Below are 16,913 nucleotides of genomic sequence, written 5' to 3'. Positions count from 1 at the left end.
TCATCTGCAGCAAGGGATATTGACGTTAGCACCCAAAAAAATGAAGCAACTTCAACCTTAGAAGCAATTGTTTCAATGAATGGAAAAAAATTCAATCAAGAACTTATCGAGATTAATTATCCTCATATTCCCAAACAAACAATTTTACAACCTTCAACATCTAAATTAGTTAAATTAGATATTCAAACTAAAGGAAAAAACATTGGTTACATCAAAGGTGCTGGTGATGAAGTGGGTTCAAATTTAGAAAATTTAGGGTTTAATGTTACAACGATAAATCCAACCGAAATTTCACTAGAAAAACTTAAAAATTATGATGCTATTCTTGTTGGAATTCGTGCTTTCAATGTTGTAGAAGAATTGGCTTTCAAAAATAAAATTTTATTTGAATATGTAAATAATGGTGGAAATCTAATCGTTCAATATAATACAAATAGAGGGTTAGTCACCAATGATATTGCTCCATATAATTTAAAAATATCAAGAGATAGAGTCACAAATGAAAATGCAAAAGTGACATTTTTAGCTCCAAATCATGTTGTTTTAAATACACCCAATAAAATTACATCTAAAGATTTTGAAGGTTGGGTACAAGAACAAGGTTTATATTATCCTGATGAATATGCAAGTGAATTCACCCCAATTTTACAAGCAAATGATGAAGGTGAAACACCAACAAAAGGAGCTTTATTAATAGCAAAATACGGAAAAGGAAATTACATCTACACAGGTTTAAGTTTCTTTAGAGAATTACCAGAAGGTGTTAGTGGCGCTTATAGATTATTAGCGAATATTATAGCTTTGGAATAAAATTATTTTATTAGACTAAGTCACTTAGAAACTTAGTTTCTTAGAAATTAAAAAATATGAAAAAAGAAAAAAACAAATGGAAAATGAGTTACAGCATCGTTTTGGTGCTGAATGCTCTTTACATATTAGTGTTTTATTTATTAATGGAAATGTTCACTTAATATGGCAAATTTAGATTGGATTGTCTTATCGGTTACATTACTTTTTATTGTTATTTATGGAGCCATAAAAACAAAAGGAAGTGCTAATGTTAAAGACTATATTTTAGGAAACAACGAAACACCTTGGTTTACCGTTGGAATATCAGTTATGGCAACTCAAGCGAGTGCTATTACCTTTCTTTCTACACCCGGACAAGCCTATCATGACGGAATGGGGTTTGTTCAATTCTATTTTGGTTTACCTTTGGCTATGGTTGTAATTGCTTATACTTTTATACCAATATATCATAAATTAAAAGTTTACACAGCTTATGAATATTTAGAACAACGTTTTGATGTAAACACAAGGACTTTAGCCGCAATTTTATTCTTAATTCAAAGAGGTTTAGGAACTGGAATTACGATTTATGCTCCAGCTATTATTCTTTCGGCTTTATTAGGTTGGAATTTGTTTATGCTAAATATTATAATCGGTATTTTGGTTATTATTTACACAGTAACGGGTGGAACTAAAGCCGTAAATGTTACACAAAAACAACAAATGTTTGTGATTTTTTGTGGAATGGTTATAACGTTTGTAATTATTCTAAATCAATTACCTGAACAATTAGATTTTGGAAATGTTTTAAAAATTGCAGGTGCTAACGGTAAAATGGATATTCTTGATTTCTCCTATAATCCAGAAACACGTTATACGTTTTGGAGTGGAATCACTGGTGGATTTTTCTTGATGCTTTCTTATTTTGGAACAGATCAATCACAGGTGGGTCGCTATCTTTCTGGAAAATCTATAAAGGAAAGCCAAATGGGATTAATCATGAACGGAATTCTTAAAGTCCCAATGCAGTTTTTCATCCTTTTGACTGGAGTTTTGGTTTTTGTTTTTTACCAATTTAATAGTGCTCCATTGCATTTTAATCCAACCAATGTTACCAATATTGAAAATTCTAAATACAAAGAAGATTACAAAAAACTTGAAGATAAATTAGAAGTTATAAATGAAGAAAAGAATGTAATCAATCATATTTATATTGAGCAATTAAATCTTGAGTATGATAATAAAGCCTTGAAAAAAAACATGCAAAAGTTAACCATTCAAGAAAAAGAATTGCGAGAAGAAGCTAAAGAATTAATTGCGAAATCAGATTCAAAAGCCGAAACAAATGACAAAGATTATGTGTTCCTATATTTCATATTACATCATTTACCAAAAGGAATTTTAGGTTTATTATTAGCTGTTATCTTTAGTGCAGCCATGTCATCTAGTGCTTCGGGTTTAAATTCTTTAGCTGCAACTTCAACTATTGATATTTATAAAAGAAATAAAGAAGGTAAATCAGACAAACATTATGTTTATGCTACACAATATTTTACTTTATTTTGGGGATTAGTCGCTATCGGATTTGCTTGTATAAGTTCGCTATTTGAAAATTTAATTCAATTAGTAAATATCATTGGTTCAATATTCTACGGTACTGTATTAGGTATTTTTCTTGTCGGATTTTATATTCACTATGTAAAAGGAAAATCAATATTCATTGCAGCTTGTATTAGTCAATTGACCATATTTTACATTTTTTATATTGATGTAGTTAGTTTCCTTTGGTTAAATTTTATTGGAGCAATGTTTACAATTATTTTATCATTAAGTATTCAGCGATTTTTGAATAGTAAAGAATAAAAAAACCTGATGAAAAAAATTGTAATAATTATTTCTACAACAGTAATTTTATTATTAATTCTAAGCTCCTGTAGAACTTATTTAGACGATGGTAAATATTTACCAATAATTAATGAAACTTTCAAAATATATGGTTTTGAAGATTATAATGAACTTAAGTATCAATCGAAAATTGGTTCAATTGCTGACAAACAATCATATTTTCCACAACACTTTAATATTCATTTACCAAAGAGAATAAAGAGTTGGTCAGCATTAAATGATGCTAATTTCATTGATTATGATAAAAACGGATTAATTGTCGTTGATGCTGGTAACATTAATAAAGAAATCCAAATAAAACCTTGGAAAAGAATTGATGACAAAATTAGAGTCTTAAATTATATGAATTATTATTACAAGTTAAAGAAAAAGCAATTTAATTATGATAAAACTATAAAATATAAAAATGTCAAACTTTACACAGATGGAAAAACGTATATTCTTTTTTATAAAATAGAAAATTCTGAAATTTTTAATTTTGAAAATATATTAAATAGTTTTCACTACTTGGATTAAAAATTTTAAATAATAATTTTTTAAATCTTAAAAAAAATGCCTTTCAATTATGAAAGGCATTTTAATTTTACTCAAAAAGTATATGATTATTTTTTTGACCATTCAGCAATTGAATCGTTATTCATTTTTTCATAGTCTTTATTTCCTGCTTTAATTGCAGCGGCTAAAGATAATTTTGCAGTTTCAACAGCTCCTTTTTTATCATTTAATTTTGCTTGAATCAAAGATTTTTGACGTAAATACCAAAAAGGAACATCTTTACCTTTTTCAGTTAAATCAATCGCTTGATTTACCCAACTTAAAGCTTTATTCATATCTCCATTAGAGTTATAAAAATATTGACCTGCTGAAAAATAATCCCCAGCTTTTGGTCCAGCTAAAGTTTTTTCAATACTAGAAATTGCTACTTCTTTTGTAGGAACTTCAATTTTTATTGGAACAATAGTTTTTTCCCATTGTATACTCAAAACAGCGTTGTCATTTGTAATATTATCAAATGCAATAGTAAATGTTTCAATTTGTCTGTTAGTAGATTCTGGCTTAACTGAAACTTTAACAGCAACATCTGCATCATTCCATTTTTCTGGTAAACCCCAGTTATCAGTAGTTTTATAGAAAACTACATCCCAACTATCAGCTTTTGGAGTTGTGTATAAAGAATAAGTACCTTTTGCTAAATCTTTACCTTCAACTTTTACATTTTCAGAAAATGTTACAGTAGTATTAGCATTTGCTCCTGTTCTCCAAGTAGAACCATAAGGAACTAGTTCTCCAAAAACAGTTCTTCCTTTTGCACTTGGACGTGAATAATTAACTTCAACTGTTGTTAAACCTACCACTTGTTCTACTTTAGAACTTGGACTTGCCTGTGGCGTTTTTACCTGAGCAGTTACAGCTATACTTGATAAAGCTATAAATGCAACTAATACTAATTTTTTCATAATGATATATTTTTTTTAATGCTACGAATTTAAGGATTATTCATCAAACTAATGTTAAAGCTATCTAAAATTTAAAATATTTTGTTTGATATTTTTTATAATTAGTTAAACAATAGTTATCTTTACAAAAATAATAATGAAAATCTATACAGTACATACCAAGCAAAATATACCTATATCTTTAGACGAAGCTTGGGAATTTTTATCAAACCCTAGAAATTTAAAAACTATAACTCCAGAATATATGGGATTCGAAATTATTTCTGGAGCAGACAGACCAATGTATCCAGGACAATTAATTCAATATATTGTTACTCCTGTTTTAGGAATTAAAACCAAATGGGTTACAGAAATCACTCATGTAGTGGATAAAAAATTCTTTGTAGACGAACAACGTTTTGGACCTTATGCTCTTTGGCATCACAAACATTTTATAAAAGAAATTAATGGTGGTGTGGAAATGGAAGATATTGTAGACTACAAAGTTCCAATGGGAATATTAGGTCAAATGGTGCAACCCTTTATTGTGCAACCCAAATTAAATGAAATCTTCGAATATAGAAGAAAGAAGTTAATTGAAATGTTTGGAGAATTTAAATAACAAATAACAAATTGGCATCGAAAGATGTTGTAACAAAGTTCACTGAACTCATTCAAAAAAGTAAAATTTAGTGAAGTAAATTAATTCAGCAAAAATGAAAAACATATTATTAATAGGTGGTTCTTACGGAATTGGATTAGCAATAGCTAAAGAAATTCAAAACAATAACAATGTGTTTGTCGCTTCTAGAACAAATGAAAATTTATCAAATTTAAATGTGACTCACATTCCGTTTGATGCTTCTTCAGACACTTTAGACACTTCATTATTACCAGAAGTTATTGATGGATTAGTCTATTTACCAGGGAGCATTAATTTAAGACCTTTTAAAGGGTTAAAAATAGAAGCATTTGAAAATGATTTACAAATCAATTTTATTGGATTAGTTAAGGTTATTCAAGCTGTTTTACCTAATTTAACAGCTTCAAAACAATCAAGTATTGTTCTATTTAGTAGCGTGGCTGTGAGTATGGGAATGCCTTTTCACACAAGTGTTGCTGCTTCAAAAGGTGCAATTGAGGGTTTTGCAAAAGCACTCGCTGCTGAATATGCTCCAAAAATCAGAGTCAATGTTATTGCTCCTTCCCTAACAGATACGCCTCTTGCTGATAAATTCTTAAATAACGATGTCAAAAAAGAAAAATCTTCTGAAAGACATCCTTTAAAACGATTTGGTCAACCTGAAGATATTGCTCAAATGGCAACTTTCTTATTGAGTGAAAATAGTAGTTGGATGAGTGGACAAATTCTTCATGTTGATGGCGGAATGTCAACTTTATTGGTTAATGGATAAACTTTTTTTAAGTTAAAGGGTTAAAAGGTTCTGTGAAAATTGGACTTTGCTTTTTGTAATTTATATTATTGTTGCTATGAATATATTTTGGTTTAGAAGAGATTTACGTTTAGAAGATAATGTTGGATTATTTCATGCTTTGAATGATGAAAATGAAACTCTTCCTATCTTTATTTTTGATGAAAAAATTTTATCTGAATTACCTAAAGATGATGCTCGTGTGACTTTTATACATGAATTATTATCCAAAATTCAAACCAAACTTCAAGAAAACGGAAAATCACTAGCTATATTTCACGGAGAACCCAAGGCAATTTTTGAAAAATTAATCAAAGAAAATAAGATCAAAACAGTTTATACCAATCACGACTATGAGCCATATGCCAGAAAACGCGATAAGGAAATGAATCAATTATTCAAAGAAAATGACATTGAATTCAAAACTAGTAAAGACCAAGTAATTTTCGAAAAAAGTGAAGTTGTAAAAGACGATGGAACTCCTTATGTTGTTTATACACCTTTTTCCAAAAAATGGAAAGAAGCTTTTTCTAAAATTAAATTAAATCACTACAATTCTGAAGAAAAACTTGAAAAAATTACAGACAACTCTTATCCTTTTTTAGGTCTAAAAGATATTGGCTTTGATGTTTCAACTATAAAAATCACACCTTTTGACATTAGTGATAAAGTGATTTCAAACTATGAAGAAACCCGAAATTTCCCCTCTTTAAATGGAACATCAATGTTGGGTACACACTTAAGATTTGGAGCTATTTCTATTCGAAAAATGGTGAATCATGCAGCTAGTTTTCAAAATGAAACTTTCTTAAAAGAATTAATTTGGAGAGAATTTTTTATGCAAATTTTATGGCATTTTCCATACACAGTGAATTCAAGTTTTAGACCAAAATACGATGCCGTTCAGTGGGAAAATAATGAAGAATTATTTCAAAAATGGTGTAACGGAAAAACAGGTTATCCCATTGTAGATGCAGGAATGCGAGAACTAAACAAAACAGGTCACATGCACAATCGAGTTCGAATGGTTGTGGCAAGTTTTTTATGCAAACATTTATTAATTGATTGGAAATGGGGTGAAACCTATTTTGCTCAAAAATTGTTAGATTATGAACAATCCAGTAATGTTGGAAATTGGCAATGGGCAGCTGGTTCAGGTGTTGATGCAGCTCCATATTTCAGGATTTTTAACCCAACAGAACAAGTCAAGAAGTTTGACAAAGACTTAAAATACATCAAAAAATGGGTTCCTGAATTAGAAACACTTCATTACCCAAAACCAATAGTTGATCACAAAGAAGCCAGAGAATTATGTTTGAAAGTTTACAAGGAAGCTGTTGGATAAAAGAAAAAAATTGAAAAAAAGAAAAAAATGAATATTGTTTGGTTTAAAAGAGATTTACGTTTGAATGATAATGAAGTGCTTTATAATGCTATTTCATCAGGACGAAAGACACTTTTGCTTTATATATTTGAACCTTCCCTTCAAAAAGATATTCATTATAGTCAAAGACACTTTGATTTTATAAAACAATCCTTAGAAAGCCTTCAGAAAGAACTTTTACAATATCACACCCAAATATTAATTGTTGAAGGTGAAGCTATTGATATATTCAAAAAACTAAAAAATCTTATTTCTATTCGTGCCGTTTATTCGCACCAAGAAACTGGTATAAAAATTACTTTTGACAGACTTCGTTTCTAAATCAACACGAAATTCCGCGGTATGAAAGTATAAATAATGGTGTAATAAGAGGTATTAAGAACAGGAAATCTTGGAAAGAAGATTGGTACGATTATATGGATAAAGATTGTTTTCCTCTTGAAGCAAATGGTCGTTCATTTATCAAATACAAAGACATTGAAGAAATTGAAAACCAATTCAACAAACCTTCTTTAGTTACTGATAAAAATACACCCTTTCAAAAAGGAGGAACACCAACAGCTTTAAGGTATCTAAATTCTTTTTTTAAAGAACGTGTTGCAAACTATTCAAAACACATTTCTAAACCAGAAAAAGCTAGAATGGGTTGCAGTCGCTTGTCACCATACATTGCTTGGGGAAATTTATCCATTAGACAAGTTTATGACGAAGCTTGGAAATACTCTCAAAAAGGAACCCATAAAAGACAAATTTCTAATTTTGTGTCACGATTACGTTGGCAAGCGCATTTCATTCAAAAATTTGAAATGGAAAGTAGTATGGAATTTATTGCGGTCAATAAAGGCTATCGTAATTTATTACAGCCTATAAATCCGTTTTACCACAAATCGTGGACAGATGGAAAAACTGGTATTCCAATTGTTGATGCTTGTATGCGATGTTTAAATACAACTGGTTATCTAAATTTTAGAATGAGAGCTTTAGTAGTTTCTTTTTACACGCATAATTTATGGCAACCATGGCAAAATTGTTCACCACACTTAGCAAAACAGTTTTTAGATTTTGAACCCGGAATTCATTATCCCCAATTGCAAATGCAAGCTGGAGTTACTGGTATAAATACTTTGAGAGTTTATAATCCAGTAAAAAATTCTATTGAACATGACGAAGAAGGTGTTTTTATTAAAAAATGGGTTCCTGAATTAGCCGAAATTCCAACTGCGTTTATTCATGAACCATGGAAATTAACTTTAATTGAACAAGAATTGTACAATTTTAAATTAGGCATTAATTATCCTTATCCAATTGTTGATTTAGAAAAAAGCAGAAAACATTCAAGCGATATTTTATGGGGAATGCGTAAAAACGCTGATGTTAAAAAAGACAGCAAAAGAATCGTTGATAAACATACAAATCCTGATTAAATTTAGTATTTAACCTTTATCTGGAGTGCGAAACAAACTACTTAAGACCTTTTACAATTTCAGCATTCAACTCGTTAAAATGCTTAACTAAAATATTAGCTTTTGACAAATCTTGGTCTTTCGAATGTAAACTGTCGTATCCAATACAATAAATATTTGCGGCAACAGAAGCTTCAATTCCGTTTGTACTGTCTTCTATGACGATACAATTCTCTTTTGGAGCAATTGATAAACTTGCAGCATGTTCAAAAATGGCTGGATGTGGTTTTGACTTTGGAAAATCTTCTCCTGAAACTTTATGTGTAAAATATTGATTTAAATTAAATCGGTTAAAAACCCTTTCAATAGTTACTTTTGAAGCTGATGATGCCAAAATTAATTGAATTCCATTGGTATGTAAATCTTTGATCAAATCCTCTACTCCATCAATTAAATACAAATCTTCTTTGGTATCAAAAGCGTCATTGAATATACTTCTTTTAGTCTGAATTAAATCTTCAACTTCATGGTGTAAATTAAATTGATCTTTTATTTTCTGAAAAACATTTCGAGTCGAATTTCCTGTATAAGTTCTATATAACTCATCTGAAACTTCAATGTTTAATTGTTGAAAATGTTGAAAATAAGCATAATGATGAACGGGTTCTGTGTCGACAATTACGCCATCCATATCAAAAATTACAGTTTGTATCATTGTATTGTTGTTTTGCCAAAGGTACATTGTACAAAAGATTTTTAAAAATTATATTAAACCTTTTTGTATATCTTTAGTCTTATCAACAAATGATTTAAAACTTGCAAGACGAAAAAGCTTTTTTATCGGAATTATCAAATCCTAAAACGCAAAATGATGCGTTCAAAAAGTTATTGGAATTATATCAAAAATCATTGTATTTTCATATTCGTGGTATAGTTTTAAACCATGATGATGCTGATGATGTTTTGCAAAATACCTTCATTAAAATATTTTCAAATGTGAAGAATTTTAAAGGTGATAGTAAACTATATTCTTGGATGTATCGAATTGCAACTAACGAATCATTGACGTTTTTGCAACAAAAAGCTAAAAAAAGTGGTATTTCAAATGAAGAACTTCAAAATAAAGCAATAAACAATTTAGAAAGTGATGTTTATTTTGAAGGAGATGAAATTCAATTAAAGTTACAGAAAGCTATTGCCATTTTGCCAGAAAAACAACAATTGGTTTTTAAAATGAAATATTTTGAAGAAATGAAATACGAAGAAATGTCGGAAATACTTGAAACTTCTGTTGGAGCTTTAAAAGCGAGCTATCATATAGCTACAAAGAAAATTGAAGAGTTTTTAAAATCAAATTAAACCATTTACGAAAAATATAGTCTTATAGATATGAAAGATTTTAATCTAAATAATGAAAAAATAGAAACAGGATTTAAAGTTCCTGAAGGTTATTTTGAACAATTTGAAAGCAAAATGCTTAGTCAATTAGTTGTTAAAAATGAACCTAAAGTTATTTCTTTATGGCAAAACAAAAGAGTTTGGATGACAAGTATTGCAGCTGTTTTATTAGTTTCAATTGCGTTACCTATTTACTTCTCAATAAATAACACAACAACGAGTGTAGTTGAAGACGAAACTATTGAAACTTATTTAGCTATGCAACCCACTATGAGCAATTATGAAATTGCAACCGAATTAACCAACGAAGATATTGCGTCTCTTGAAGAAAGTTTAGCTTTAAACGATGATGCTGTAGAATTATATTTAGAACAAAATTATCAAAATGTTGATTTATATTTAAATGAATAAAAATGAAATCAAAGATTCACGAATTACAAAAAAAACATAGACTTATGAGTAAAAAATTAATTACACTGATGGCTGTTTTGTTTTCGATTGTATCGATTGCACAGCCTAGCAAAGAAAAAATTGAGAAAGTCAAGGCTTTAAAAGTAGCTTATATCACTAAAGAATTAAGCCTTACCTCTTCTGAAGCTGAAAAGTTTTGGCCTATTTACAATGCTTATGACGAAAAACAATTTGAATTGCGTCACAACAAAATGAAAGCCATTATGAAAAAATACAAAGATGATGGTTTAGATAAATTGAACGACAAAGAAGCTGCCACTATTCTTTCTGAAATGGAATCAATTGATGAAGAATTATTGACTTTAAGAAAGAAATTCACAAAAGATGCTAAAGAAATAATTGGAGCAAAAAAAGTATTGCAACTCAAAAAAGCAGAAGAAGAATTTACAAGAACTCTTTTTAAACAATATAGAGGAAAAGGAAAAGAATAAATTAGAAGGTTATTTATAAAAAAAATCCCGTTTGGTTTTACAACTAAACGGGATTTTTGATTTATGCTTTTTTAAATTTTACTTCAAACTAGCCAAACTTTGCTCAATTGTAGCAATTTTTGCTAAAGCATCGGCTTCTTTATTTCTTTCGTTTGCAATTACTTGTTCTGGTGCTCCTGCTACGAATTTTTCATTCTTTAATTTTACTTGAACCGATTTTAAGAAACCTTGTGTGTATTTTAATTCTGCTTCTAATTTTTCAATCTCAGCTGCTACATCAATATTTCCAGCAATTGGAATAAAGTATTCATTTGATTTAACTCTGTAAGTCAATGTTCCTTCAACAGCTTCAGAAACGTATTCTAAACTTTCAATGTTTCCTAATTTAAGGATTACAGCATCAAAATTTGTAGCCACTTTTTCATTATTAATTACTTTTAAATCGATAACATCTTTAAAAGCTATATTTTTCTCTTTACGAATGGTTCTAATTCCTGATATAACTTCAGCAGCAAAATCAAACTCTGCAATTAAATCTGCATTTGTATTTTTCATTGTTGGCCAAGTAGAAACAATCAAAGCTTCTTCTGGAGTTCTTTCTGCAATATATTGCCAAATTTCTTCGGTTAAGAAAGGCATAAAAGGATGCAATAATTTTAAATTAGCTTCTAACAATTCAATAGCTTTATCAAACGTTGCTTTGTCAATGGGTTGTTGATAAGCTGGTTTTATTATTTCTAATAACCAAGAACAGAAATCATCCCAAACTAATTTATAAATGTTCATTAAAGCATCAGATAATCTGTATTTTTCAAAATTATCTTCAATTTCAGCTAATGTTTGTTGCAATTTAGCTTCGTACCAATCAATAGCTATTTTTGATGCTTCTGGTTGAGCAATATCAGCTACTTCCCAGCCTTTAATTAATCTAAAGGCATTCCAAATTTTATTTGCGAAAGCTTTACCGTTATTACATAACTCTTCGTCAAACATAATATCATTTCCCGCTGAAGCACTTAAAAGCAATCCAACACGAACTCCATCTGCACCAAATTTTTCGATTAATTCTAATGGATCAGGAGAATTTCCTAATGATTTTGACATCTTACGACGTTGTTTATCACGAACTAAACCAGTCAAGTAAACATTATTGAATGGCTTTTTACCCGTGTACTCATAACCTGCAATAATCATACGAGCTACCCAGAAAAATAAAATATCTGGACCTGTTACTAAATCATTTGTTGGATAATAGTATTTAAAATCTTCATTTTCTGGATCTAAAATTCCACCAAAAACAGCCATCGGCCATAACCAAGAGGAGAACCAAGTGTCTAAAGCGTCAACATCTTGTTTTAAGTCAGCAATTGTCAAATCCACATTTCCTGTTCTTTCTTTTGCTAATTTTAACGCATCATCAATATTTTCTGCAACTACAAAATCTTCTTTTCCATCACCATAGAAATACGCTGGAATTTGTTGTCCCCACCACAATTGACGAGAAATATTCCAATCGCGAATATTTTCTAACCAATGACGGTATGTATTATTAAATTTACTGGGATATAATTTTACTTCTTCAGTTTCTAAAACCGCTTTGATAGCTGGTTTAACTAAATCTTCCATTTTTAAGAACCACTGATCTGATAATCTAGGTTCAATAACAGCTTTAGTTCTTTCTGAAGTTCCTACTTTATTGATGTGGATTTCAGTTTTCACTAAAACGCCACCTGCTTCTAATTCTTTAGCAACTTCTTCACGAGCTAAAAAGCGATCTTGTCCTTGAAAATGCAAACCGAAACTGTTTAACGATGCATCTTCATTAAAGATATCGATGATTTCAAGATTATGCTTGCTTCCTAATTCTTTATCGTTAACATCGTGAGCAGGAGTTACTTTTAAGCATCCTGTTCCAAATTCGATATCAACGTATTCGTCTTCGATAATAGGAATAACTCTATTACAAATTGGAACAATAGCTTTTTTACCTTTTAAATGAGTAAAACGTTCATCATTTGGATTAATACAAATTGCAGTATCTCCAAAAATAGTTTCAGGACGCGTTGTTGCGATGGTTAATACATCATTTGCTCCTTCAACTTTATAATTGATATAATATAATTTTCCCTGACGTTCTTCGTGAATTACTTCTTCATCAGACAAAGTCGTTTTTGCTTCTGGATCCCAATTTACCATTCGGTAGCCACGATAAATCATTCCTTTGTTGTATAAATCAACGAAAGATTTAATTACAGAAGCTGACATATCTGGGTCCATAGTGAACTTCGTTCTGTCCCAATCGCATGAACATCCTAATTGCTTTAGTTGCTCTAAGATTGTTCCACCATATTTGTCAGTCCAATCATAAGCGTGTTTTAGGAATTCTTCACGCGTTAAATCTGTTTTGTTTATTCCTTCTGATTTTAGTTTAGCTACGACTTTTGCTTCAGTTGCAATTGAGGCATGATCTGTTCCAGGAACCCAACAAGCATTGAATCCTTTTAAACGTGCACGACGAATTAAAACATCTTGAATGGTATTGTTCAACATATGTCCCATATGAAGCACTCCTGTCACATTTGGTGGTGGAATTACAATTGTATAAGGTGTTCTGCTGTCTGGCTTAGAATGAAAATACTTGTTTTTCATCCAGTAATCATACCATTTTTGTTCTACTTCTTTTGCATTAAATTGAGCTGGAATCATTTATGATTTGTTATTTTATTTATAATTAAAACTACACAAAAGGTTAAAGAAAAAATCTTAGTCCTGATAGAAATGGTATCCTTTTTTAAAAAAAACGATATAATGAATAGCAGGAAAATGGTTTCTAAAAATGCCCAAGCCCTAATGCTCCAAAGAGAAAAAATAAGTTTGGTATTGTTTTTGCATATTTATACTTGCAAAAGTAACAATATAACCTAAAATAAAAAAAGTTAATTTGTTTGTAATTTTTGCAAAAGTGTTTAATTTTACAAAACAAAATATTTTATTATGAAAAATTTATTTGGATTTATAGCTTTATTATTTATTTCTTCTGCAACATTTGCACAAGGAGCAAAAATTGAGTTTAAGGAAGAAACAATAAATTATGGAACGGTTACCAAAGGAGAAGACAATGGAAAACGTAAATTTGAATTTACGAACACTGGTGATGCACCCTTAGAGATTAAAAATGTTAAATCTACATGTGGATGTACGGTTCCAACAAAACCTTCTGCTCCTATTATGCCTGGAAAGTCTGACTTTATTGAAGTTCAGTACAACATGAACCCTGGACCAATTAGTAAATCAATTACAGTAGAAAGTAATGCCGTTAATGTTCCTAGTGGAATGGTTACCTTGAGAATAAAAGGTACAGTTATTGAGAAAAAAGAAGTCAACCTTCTTGAAAAAAAGAAATCGATTTTAGAACAATAAAAAGAAGCCTCATTGATTTGAGGCTTTTTTTATATCAATTTTTTAAGGTAAAATACTACTTCTTTTATTTTGCCATCTCGCTCTACTTGCATTTTTATTTTTTTTCCGTCTTCGGATTGGAATAAATCATTTATTTTTTGAATAGTAAAATTATAAGCTTTTTTATTATTTATGCTTATTATTTTATCCTCTGGTAATATACCAGCATTTGCAGCAGGTGAATTTATTCTTATATTAGAAACAATAAACATTGGTTTTAATATAAATCTATAATTATATCTATATTCTGAATTGTCTTTTAAAAATTCCATTAAATTTACTTCAGTACGTGAAGAATTCAAAATTATTTCTTCTTTGATGGGTTCTATACCTGAATGTTGAACTTCAATTCCAGACATATTATAGTTAAACGAGTCATTATAGGACTGACTTTTCTTCAAATACAACAATTGCTCTTTGTAATCAATAAATAAATGGAAACGTTTTAACAATTCACCACCAATTGAGCCATTTCTCCCAAAAATTAAATTCACATTGTTAAAAGATAATGAATCTGGATAAGCTACTAAAACCTCTTCAAATTCAAAATTTGAAAATTGTAGTTTTTCAATTCTAGCTCTTTTTCCATGTATTTCTCCTGCAAGCCCAAAACCTAGATAATCATTTAAAAATCGCTCAGGTATTTTTAAGGAGTCATTTTTAAAAATCCATAAACCGTCACTTAAACCTGTATCTAATAATAATTTTAGGGATAAGTTTTCATCATCAAAAGTCGAATTAGTTTTAACATATGGCTTATTATTTATTAAATCTATTTTAAGTTTTGAAAATTTTTTAAACTTTCTTTTTTTTAAATAATCTCTGTTCTTATGTATAATGATTTTCTTTCTGTCATAATCGATTTCTATTAATCTATCCTTAAAAAAAGTATAACCAATTATTCCATTTACTTCTTTTCCTAACTTGCTAATAAAGTTTATATTATTCTCATTTAAAATTAAAACCGTGAAATCATTATCTTCAAATTCTTTTATTTTTAATTTATTGTTTGAGGAAATTAGTGCATCAATCGCTTTACCAGTTCCAACACCAGATATTTTAGTTTTAATTGGATTAAATAATTCAATCGTATCATTACTAGGAAAACTGAATAATATATTTTTTTCTGTTCCAGTGTCTAAAATAACTTTTAGAGGTACTTCGTTTATAAATACATCTAAAATTATTAAGTTATTTGAAAAATCAAAAGGAATAGTAATTTTATCTTTATTTGAATACCAGGTATTACTAACTTGACTAATAGCTATATTTGAAATAAGTGAAATTAAAATCAAAACCCCTTTTCTATACATATATCTATTAGTTTTTATAAAGTTAATAAAGTAATTTGATAAATGAGCATTTTAAAATCAACATTCATGTTTCATTTTAAAAAAAAAGTTGCAATTTTGTACTTTAAAAACAACTTAAGATGCCAAAAATTTCAAAAAAAGGATCACAAATGCCTGAATCACCAATAAGAAAATTGGTGCCTTATGCAGAAATTGCAAAGAAAAAAGGAAATAAGGTTTATCACCTAAACATTGGTCAACCTGATATTAAAACTCCACAAGTAGCCCTTGATGCTGTTAAAAATTCAAATATTGAAGTATTAGAATATAGTCACTCTGCTGGTTTTGAAAGCTATAGAGAGAAACTTTCAAAATATTATAAAAATCAAAATATACCTATTGATACACAAAATATCATCATAACTACTGGAGGTTCTGAAGCATTGCTTTTTGCTTTAGGAAGCACTATGGATGTTGATGATGAAATTATTATTCCTGAACCTTTTTACGCTAATTATAATGGTTTTTCTGTTGCTTCTGGTGTTAAAGTAGTTCCTGTAATTTCAAGTATAGAAACTGGATTTGCTTTACCTCCAATTGAAGATTTTGAAAAATTAATTACACCAAGAACCAAAGCAATTTTAATTTGTAATCCAGGGAATCCAACTGGATATTTATATTCTGAAGAAGAAATAAATCAATTAGCACAAATTGTAATTAAACACGATTTGTTTTTAATTGCAGATGAAGTTTACAGAGAATTTACTTATGATGGTTTTAAGCACTATTCTGTAATGAATGTAAAAGGATTAGAAAATCATGCAATAATGATTGATTCCGTTTCTAAGCGTTTTAGTATGTGTGGTGCAAGAATTGGATGTATTGTTTCTAAAAATACAGAAGTAATGGCAGCAGCCATGAAATTTGCTCAAGCTAGATTAAGTCCACCAACATATGCACAAATTGCTAGTGAAGCAGCTTTAGATACGCCACAAAGTTATTTTGATGAAGTTATTGAAGAATATAAAGAAAGACGAGATATACTAATTGAAGAATTATTAAAGATTGAAGGCGTTCAAGTTGCTACTCCAAAAGGTGCTTTTTATTGTATTGCTAAATTACCAATTAAAAGTGCTAATGATTTTGCTCAATGGCTACTAGAGTCATATGATTTGGATGGAGAAACTGTCATGGTTGCTCCTGCTGCAGGTTTTTATTCTTCCCCTAATGTTGGGTTAGATGAAGTTAGAATTGCTTATGTTCTTAAAAAAGAAGATTTAGTAAAATCGGTTCAAATTCTTAAAGAAGCAATAAAAGTTTACAATAAGATATAATAATAATATACAAATGTAAAAAAAAACCTTTTAGGGCTTTTTTTTTGCTAATACTTAACTGGAATTAGAGTAAAACAATTAGGTTTTATTATAAAAACAAAAAGGCTTTCTCAATTGAGAAAGCCTTTTTTTAATCGTATTATTTAAAGTTCATTATCTTTTTAATGAAAAGTGAGCT

At 29.4% G+C, this 16,913-nt stretch carries 16 protein-coding genes and 1 pseudogene; 13 read left to right on the top strand and 4 right to left on the bottom strand.

What is annotated here, in order from left to right; genetic code table 11:
• The 3 genes and pseudogenes from AACZ53_RS08475 to AACZ53_RS08465 all read left to right on the top strand — a co-directional run.
• Window positions 1-810, top strand: a pseudogene (locus AACZ53_RS08475) (LmbE family protein); the annotation flags it as partial.
• 162 nt (window positions 811-972) lie between these two features.
• The gene (locus AACZ53_RS08470; RefSeq protein WP_339837060.1) at window positions 973-2,652 is read left to right on the top strand and encodes a sodium:solute symporter; all 1,680 of its coding nucleotides are present in this window, start codon (window positions 973-975) and stop codon (window positions 2,650-2,652) included.
• Window positions 2,653-2,661: 9 nt separating this feature from the next.
• Window positions 2,662-3,210, top strand: coding sequence for a hypothetical protein (locus tag AACZ53_RS08465; protein WP_339837058.1), 549 nt, complete (start codon window positions 2,662-2,664; stop codon window positions 3,208-3,210).
• Window positions 3,211-3,296: 86 nt separating this feature from the next.
• Here the strand turns inward: AACZ53_RS08465 and AACZ53_RS08460 are convergent, their stop codons facing one another.
• Window positions 3,297-4,151, bottom strand: a complete 855-nt coding sequence (locus AACZ53_RS08460; protein WP_339837056.1) for a DUF2911 domain-containing protein — start codon at window positions 4,149-4,151, stop codon at window positions 3,297-3,299.
• Window positions 4,152-4,287: 136 nt separating this feature from the next.
• Between AACZ53_RS08460 and AACZ53_RS08455 the strand changes: the two genes are divergently transcribed.
• From AACZ53_RS08455 to AACZ53_RS08435, 5 genes are all read left to right on the top strand, one after another.
• Complete coding sequence (locus tag AACZ53_RS08455; protein WP_339837053.1) at window positions 4,288-4,752, top strand: SRPBCC family protein; 465 nt, start codon at window positions 4,288-4,290, stop codon at window positions 4,750-4,752.
• Between the two features lie 94 nt (window positions 4,753-4,846).
• A complete protein-coding gene (locus tag AACZ53_RS08450) occupies window positions 4,847-5,545 on the top strand; it encodes an SDR family oxidoreductase (RefSeq protein WP_339837050.1) in 699 nt (232 codons plus the stop codon).
• A gap of 76 nt (window positions 5,546-5,621) precedes the next feature.
• On the top strand, window positions 5,622-6,908 hold the full coding sequence (locus AACZ53_RS08445) for a deoxyribodipyrimidine photo-lyase (protein ID WP_339837047.1): 1,287 nt from the start codon (window positions 5,622-5,624) through the stop codon (window positions 6,906-6,908).
• A gap of 27 nt (window positions 6,909-6,935) precedes the next feature.
• On the top strand, window positions 6,936-7,268 hold the full coding sequence (locus AACZ53_RS08440; protein WP_339837045.1) for a deoxyribodipyrimidine photo-lyase: 333 nt from the start codon (window positions 6,936-6,938) through the stop codon (window positions 7,266-7,268).
• Between the two features lie 95 nt (window positions 7,269-7,363).
• Window positions 7,364-8,371, top strand: coding sequence for an FAD-binding domain-containing protein (locus tag AACZ53_RS08435; protein WP_339837042.1), 1,008 nt, complete (start codon window positions 7,364-7,366; stop codon window positions 8,369-8,371).
• A 37-nt stretch (window positions 8,372-8,408) separates the two neighbouring features.
• Here the strand turns inward: AACZ53_RS08435 and AACZ53_RS08430 are convergent, their stop codons facing one another.
• Complete coding sequence (locus tag AACZ53_RS08430; RefSeq protein ID WP_339837040.1) at window positions 8,409-9,065, bottom strand: HAD family hydrolase; 657 nt, start codon at window positions 9,063-9,065, stop codon at window positions 8,409-8,411.
• Window positions 9,066-9,166: 101 nt separating this feature from the next.
• Here AACZ53_RS08430 and AACZ53_RS08425 point away from each other — a divergent pair, with 101 nt between their 5' ends.
• The 3 genes from AACZ53_RS08425 to AACZ53_RS08415 are packed head-to-tail and all read left to right on the top strand — an operon-like array spanning window position 9,167 to window position 10,650.
• Entirely contained in the window at window positions 9,167-9,709 is a 543-nt protein-coding gene (locus AACZ53_RS08425) for a sigma-70 family RNA polymerase sigma factor (RefSeq protein ID WP_339837038.1), read from the top strand.
• A 30-nt stretch (window positions 9,710-9,739) separates the two neighbouring features.
• On the top strand, window positions 9,740-10,159 hold the full coding sequence (locus AACZ53_RS08420) for a hypothetical protein (protein ID WP_339837035.1): 420 nt from the start codon (window positions 9,740-9,742) through the stop codon (window positions 10,157-10,159).
• A 44-nt stretch (window positions 10,160-10,203) separates the two neighbouring features.
• Entirely contained in the window at window positions 10,204-10,650 is a 447-nt protein-coding gene (locus tag AACZ53_RS08415) for a sensor of ECF-type sigma factor (RefSeq protein ID WP_339837034.1), read from the top strand.
• Between the two features lie 78 nt (window positions 10,651-10,728).
• Here the strand turns inward: AACZ53_RS08415 and AACZ53_RS08410 are convergent, their stop codons facing one another.
• Entirely contained in the window at window positions 10,729-13,356 is a 2,628-nt protein-coding gene (locus AACZ53_RS08410) for a valine--tRNA ligase (protein ID WP_339837030.1), read from the bottom strand.
• Window positions 13,357-13,644: 288 nt separating this feature from the next.
• On the opposite strand from AACZ53_RS08410, the gene AACZ53_RS08405 reads away from it, so the two are divergent.
• Window positions 13,645-14,070 (top strand): DUF1573 domain-containing protein, encoded by a 426-nt coding sequence (locus tag AACZ53_RS08405; RefSeq protein ID WP_339837028.1) that lies wholly within the window; start codon window positions 13,645-13,647, stop codon window positions 14,068-14,070.
• A gap of 29 nt (window positions 14,071-14,099) precedes the next feature.
• Here the strand turns inward: AACZ53_RS08405 and AACZ53_RS08400 are convergent, their stop codons facing one another.
• Window positions 14,100-15,422, bottom strand: a complete 1,323-nt coding sequence (locus AACZ53_RS08400) for a PDZ domain-containing protein (RefSeq protein ID WP_339837026.1) — start codon at window positions 15,420-15,422, stop codon at window positions 14,100-14,102.
• A gap of 119 nt (window positions 15,423-15,541) precedes the next feature.
• On the opposite strand from AACZ53_RS08400, the gene AACZ53_RS08395 reads away from it, so the two are divergent.
• Window positions 15,542-16,735 (top strand): pyridoxal phosphate-dependent aminotransferase, encoded by a 1,194-nt coding sequence (locus tag AACZ53_RS08395; RefSeq protein ID WP_339837024.1) that lies wholly within the window; start codon window positions 15,542-15,544, stop codon window positions 16,733-16,735.
• The last annotated feature ends 178 nt before the right edge of the window (window positions 16,736-16,913 follow it).

This window comes from uncultured Flavobacterium sp., from assembly GCF_963975005.1.
GTDB lineage: Bacteria > Bacteroidota > Bacteroidia > Flavobacteriales > Flavobacteriaceae > Flavobacterium.
The sequence above is the reverse complement of the archived record's forward strand: the minus strand, read 5'-3'. Positions and strand labels throughout refer to the sequence as shown.

Bases quoted from the DNA above. Each gene is read 5' to 3' on its own strand.
- AACZ53_RS08470 (WP_339837060.1), top strand. From the start codon at position 973: ATGGCAAATTTAGATTGGATTGTCTTATCGGTTACATTACTTTTTATT.
- AACZ53_RS08465 (WP_339837058.1), top strand. From the start codon at position 2,662: ATGAAAAAAATTGTAATAATTATTTCTACAACAGTAATTTTATTATTA.
- AACZ53_RS08460 (WP_339837056.1), bottom strand. From the start codon at position 4,151: ATGAAAAAATTAGTATTAGTTGCATTTATAGCTTTATCAAGTATAGCT.
- AACZ53_RS08455 (WP_339837053.1), top strand. From the start codon at position 4,288: ATGAAAATCTATACAGTACATACCAAGCAAAATATACCTATATCTTTA.
- AACZ53_RS08450 (WP_339837050.1), top strand. From the start codon at position 4,847: ATGAAAAACATATTATTAATAGGTGGTTCTTACGGAATTGGATTAGCA.
- AACZ53_RS08445 (WP_339837047.1), top strand. From the start codon at position 5,622: ATGAATATATTTTGGTTTAGAAGAGATTTACGTTTAGAAGATAATGTT.
- AACZ53_RS08440 (WP_339837045.1), top strand. From the start codon at position 6,936: ATGAATATTGTTTGGTTTAAAAGAGATTTACGTTTGAATGATAATGAA.
- AACZ53_RS08435 (WP_339837042.1), top strand. From the start codon at position 7,364: ATGGATAAAGATTGTTTTCCTCTTGAAGCAAATGGTCGTTCATTTATC.
- AACZ53_RS08430 (WP_339837040.1), bottom strand. From the start codon at position 9,065: ATGATACAAACTGTAATTTTTGATATGGATGGCGTAATTGTCGACACA.
- AACZ53_RS08420 (WP_339837035.1), top strand. From the start codon at position 9,740: ATGAAAGATTTTAATCTAAATAATGAAAAAATAGAAACAGGATTTAAA.
- AACZ53_RS08415 (WP_339837034.1), top strand. From the start codon at position 10,204: ATGAGTAAAAAATTAATTACACTGATGGCTGTTTTGTTTTCGATTGTA.
- AACZ53_RS08410 (WP_339837030.1), bottom strand. From the start codon at position 13,356: ATGATTCCAGCTCAATTTAATGCAAAAGAAGTAGAACAAAAATGGTAT.
- AACZ53_RS08405 (WP_339837028.1), top strand. From the start codon at position 13,645: ATGAAAAATTTATTTGGATTTATAGCTTTATTATTTATTTCTTCTGCA.
- AACZ53_RS08400 (WP_339837026.1), bottom strand. From the start codon at position 15,422: ATGTATAGAAAAGGGGTTTTGATTTTAATTTCACTTATTTCAAATATA.
- AACZ53_RS08395 (WP_339837024.1), top strand. From the start codon at position 15,542: ATGCCAAAAATTTCAAAAAAAGGATCACAAATGCCTGAATCACCAATA.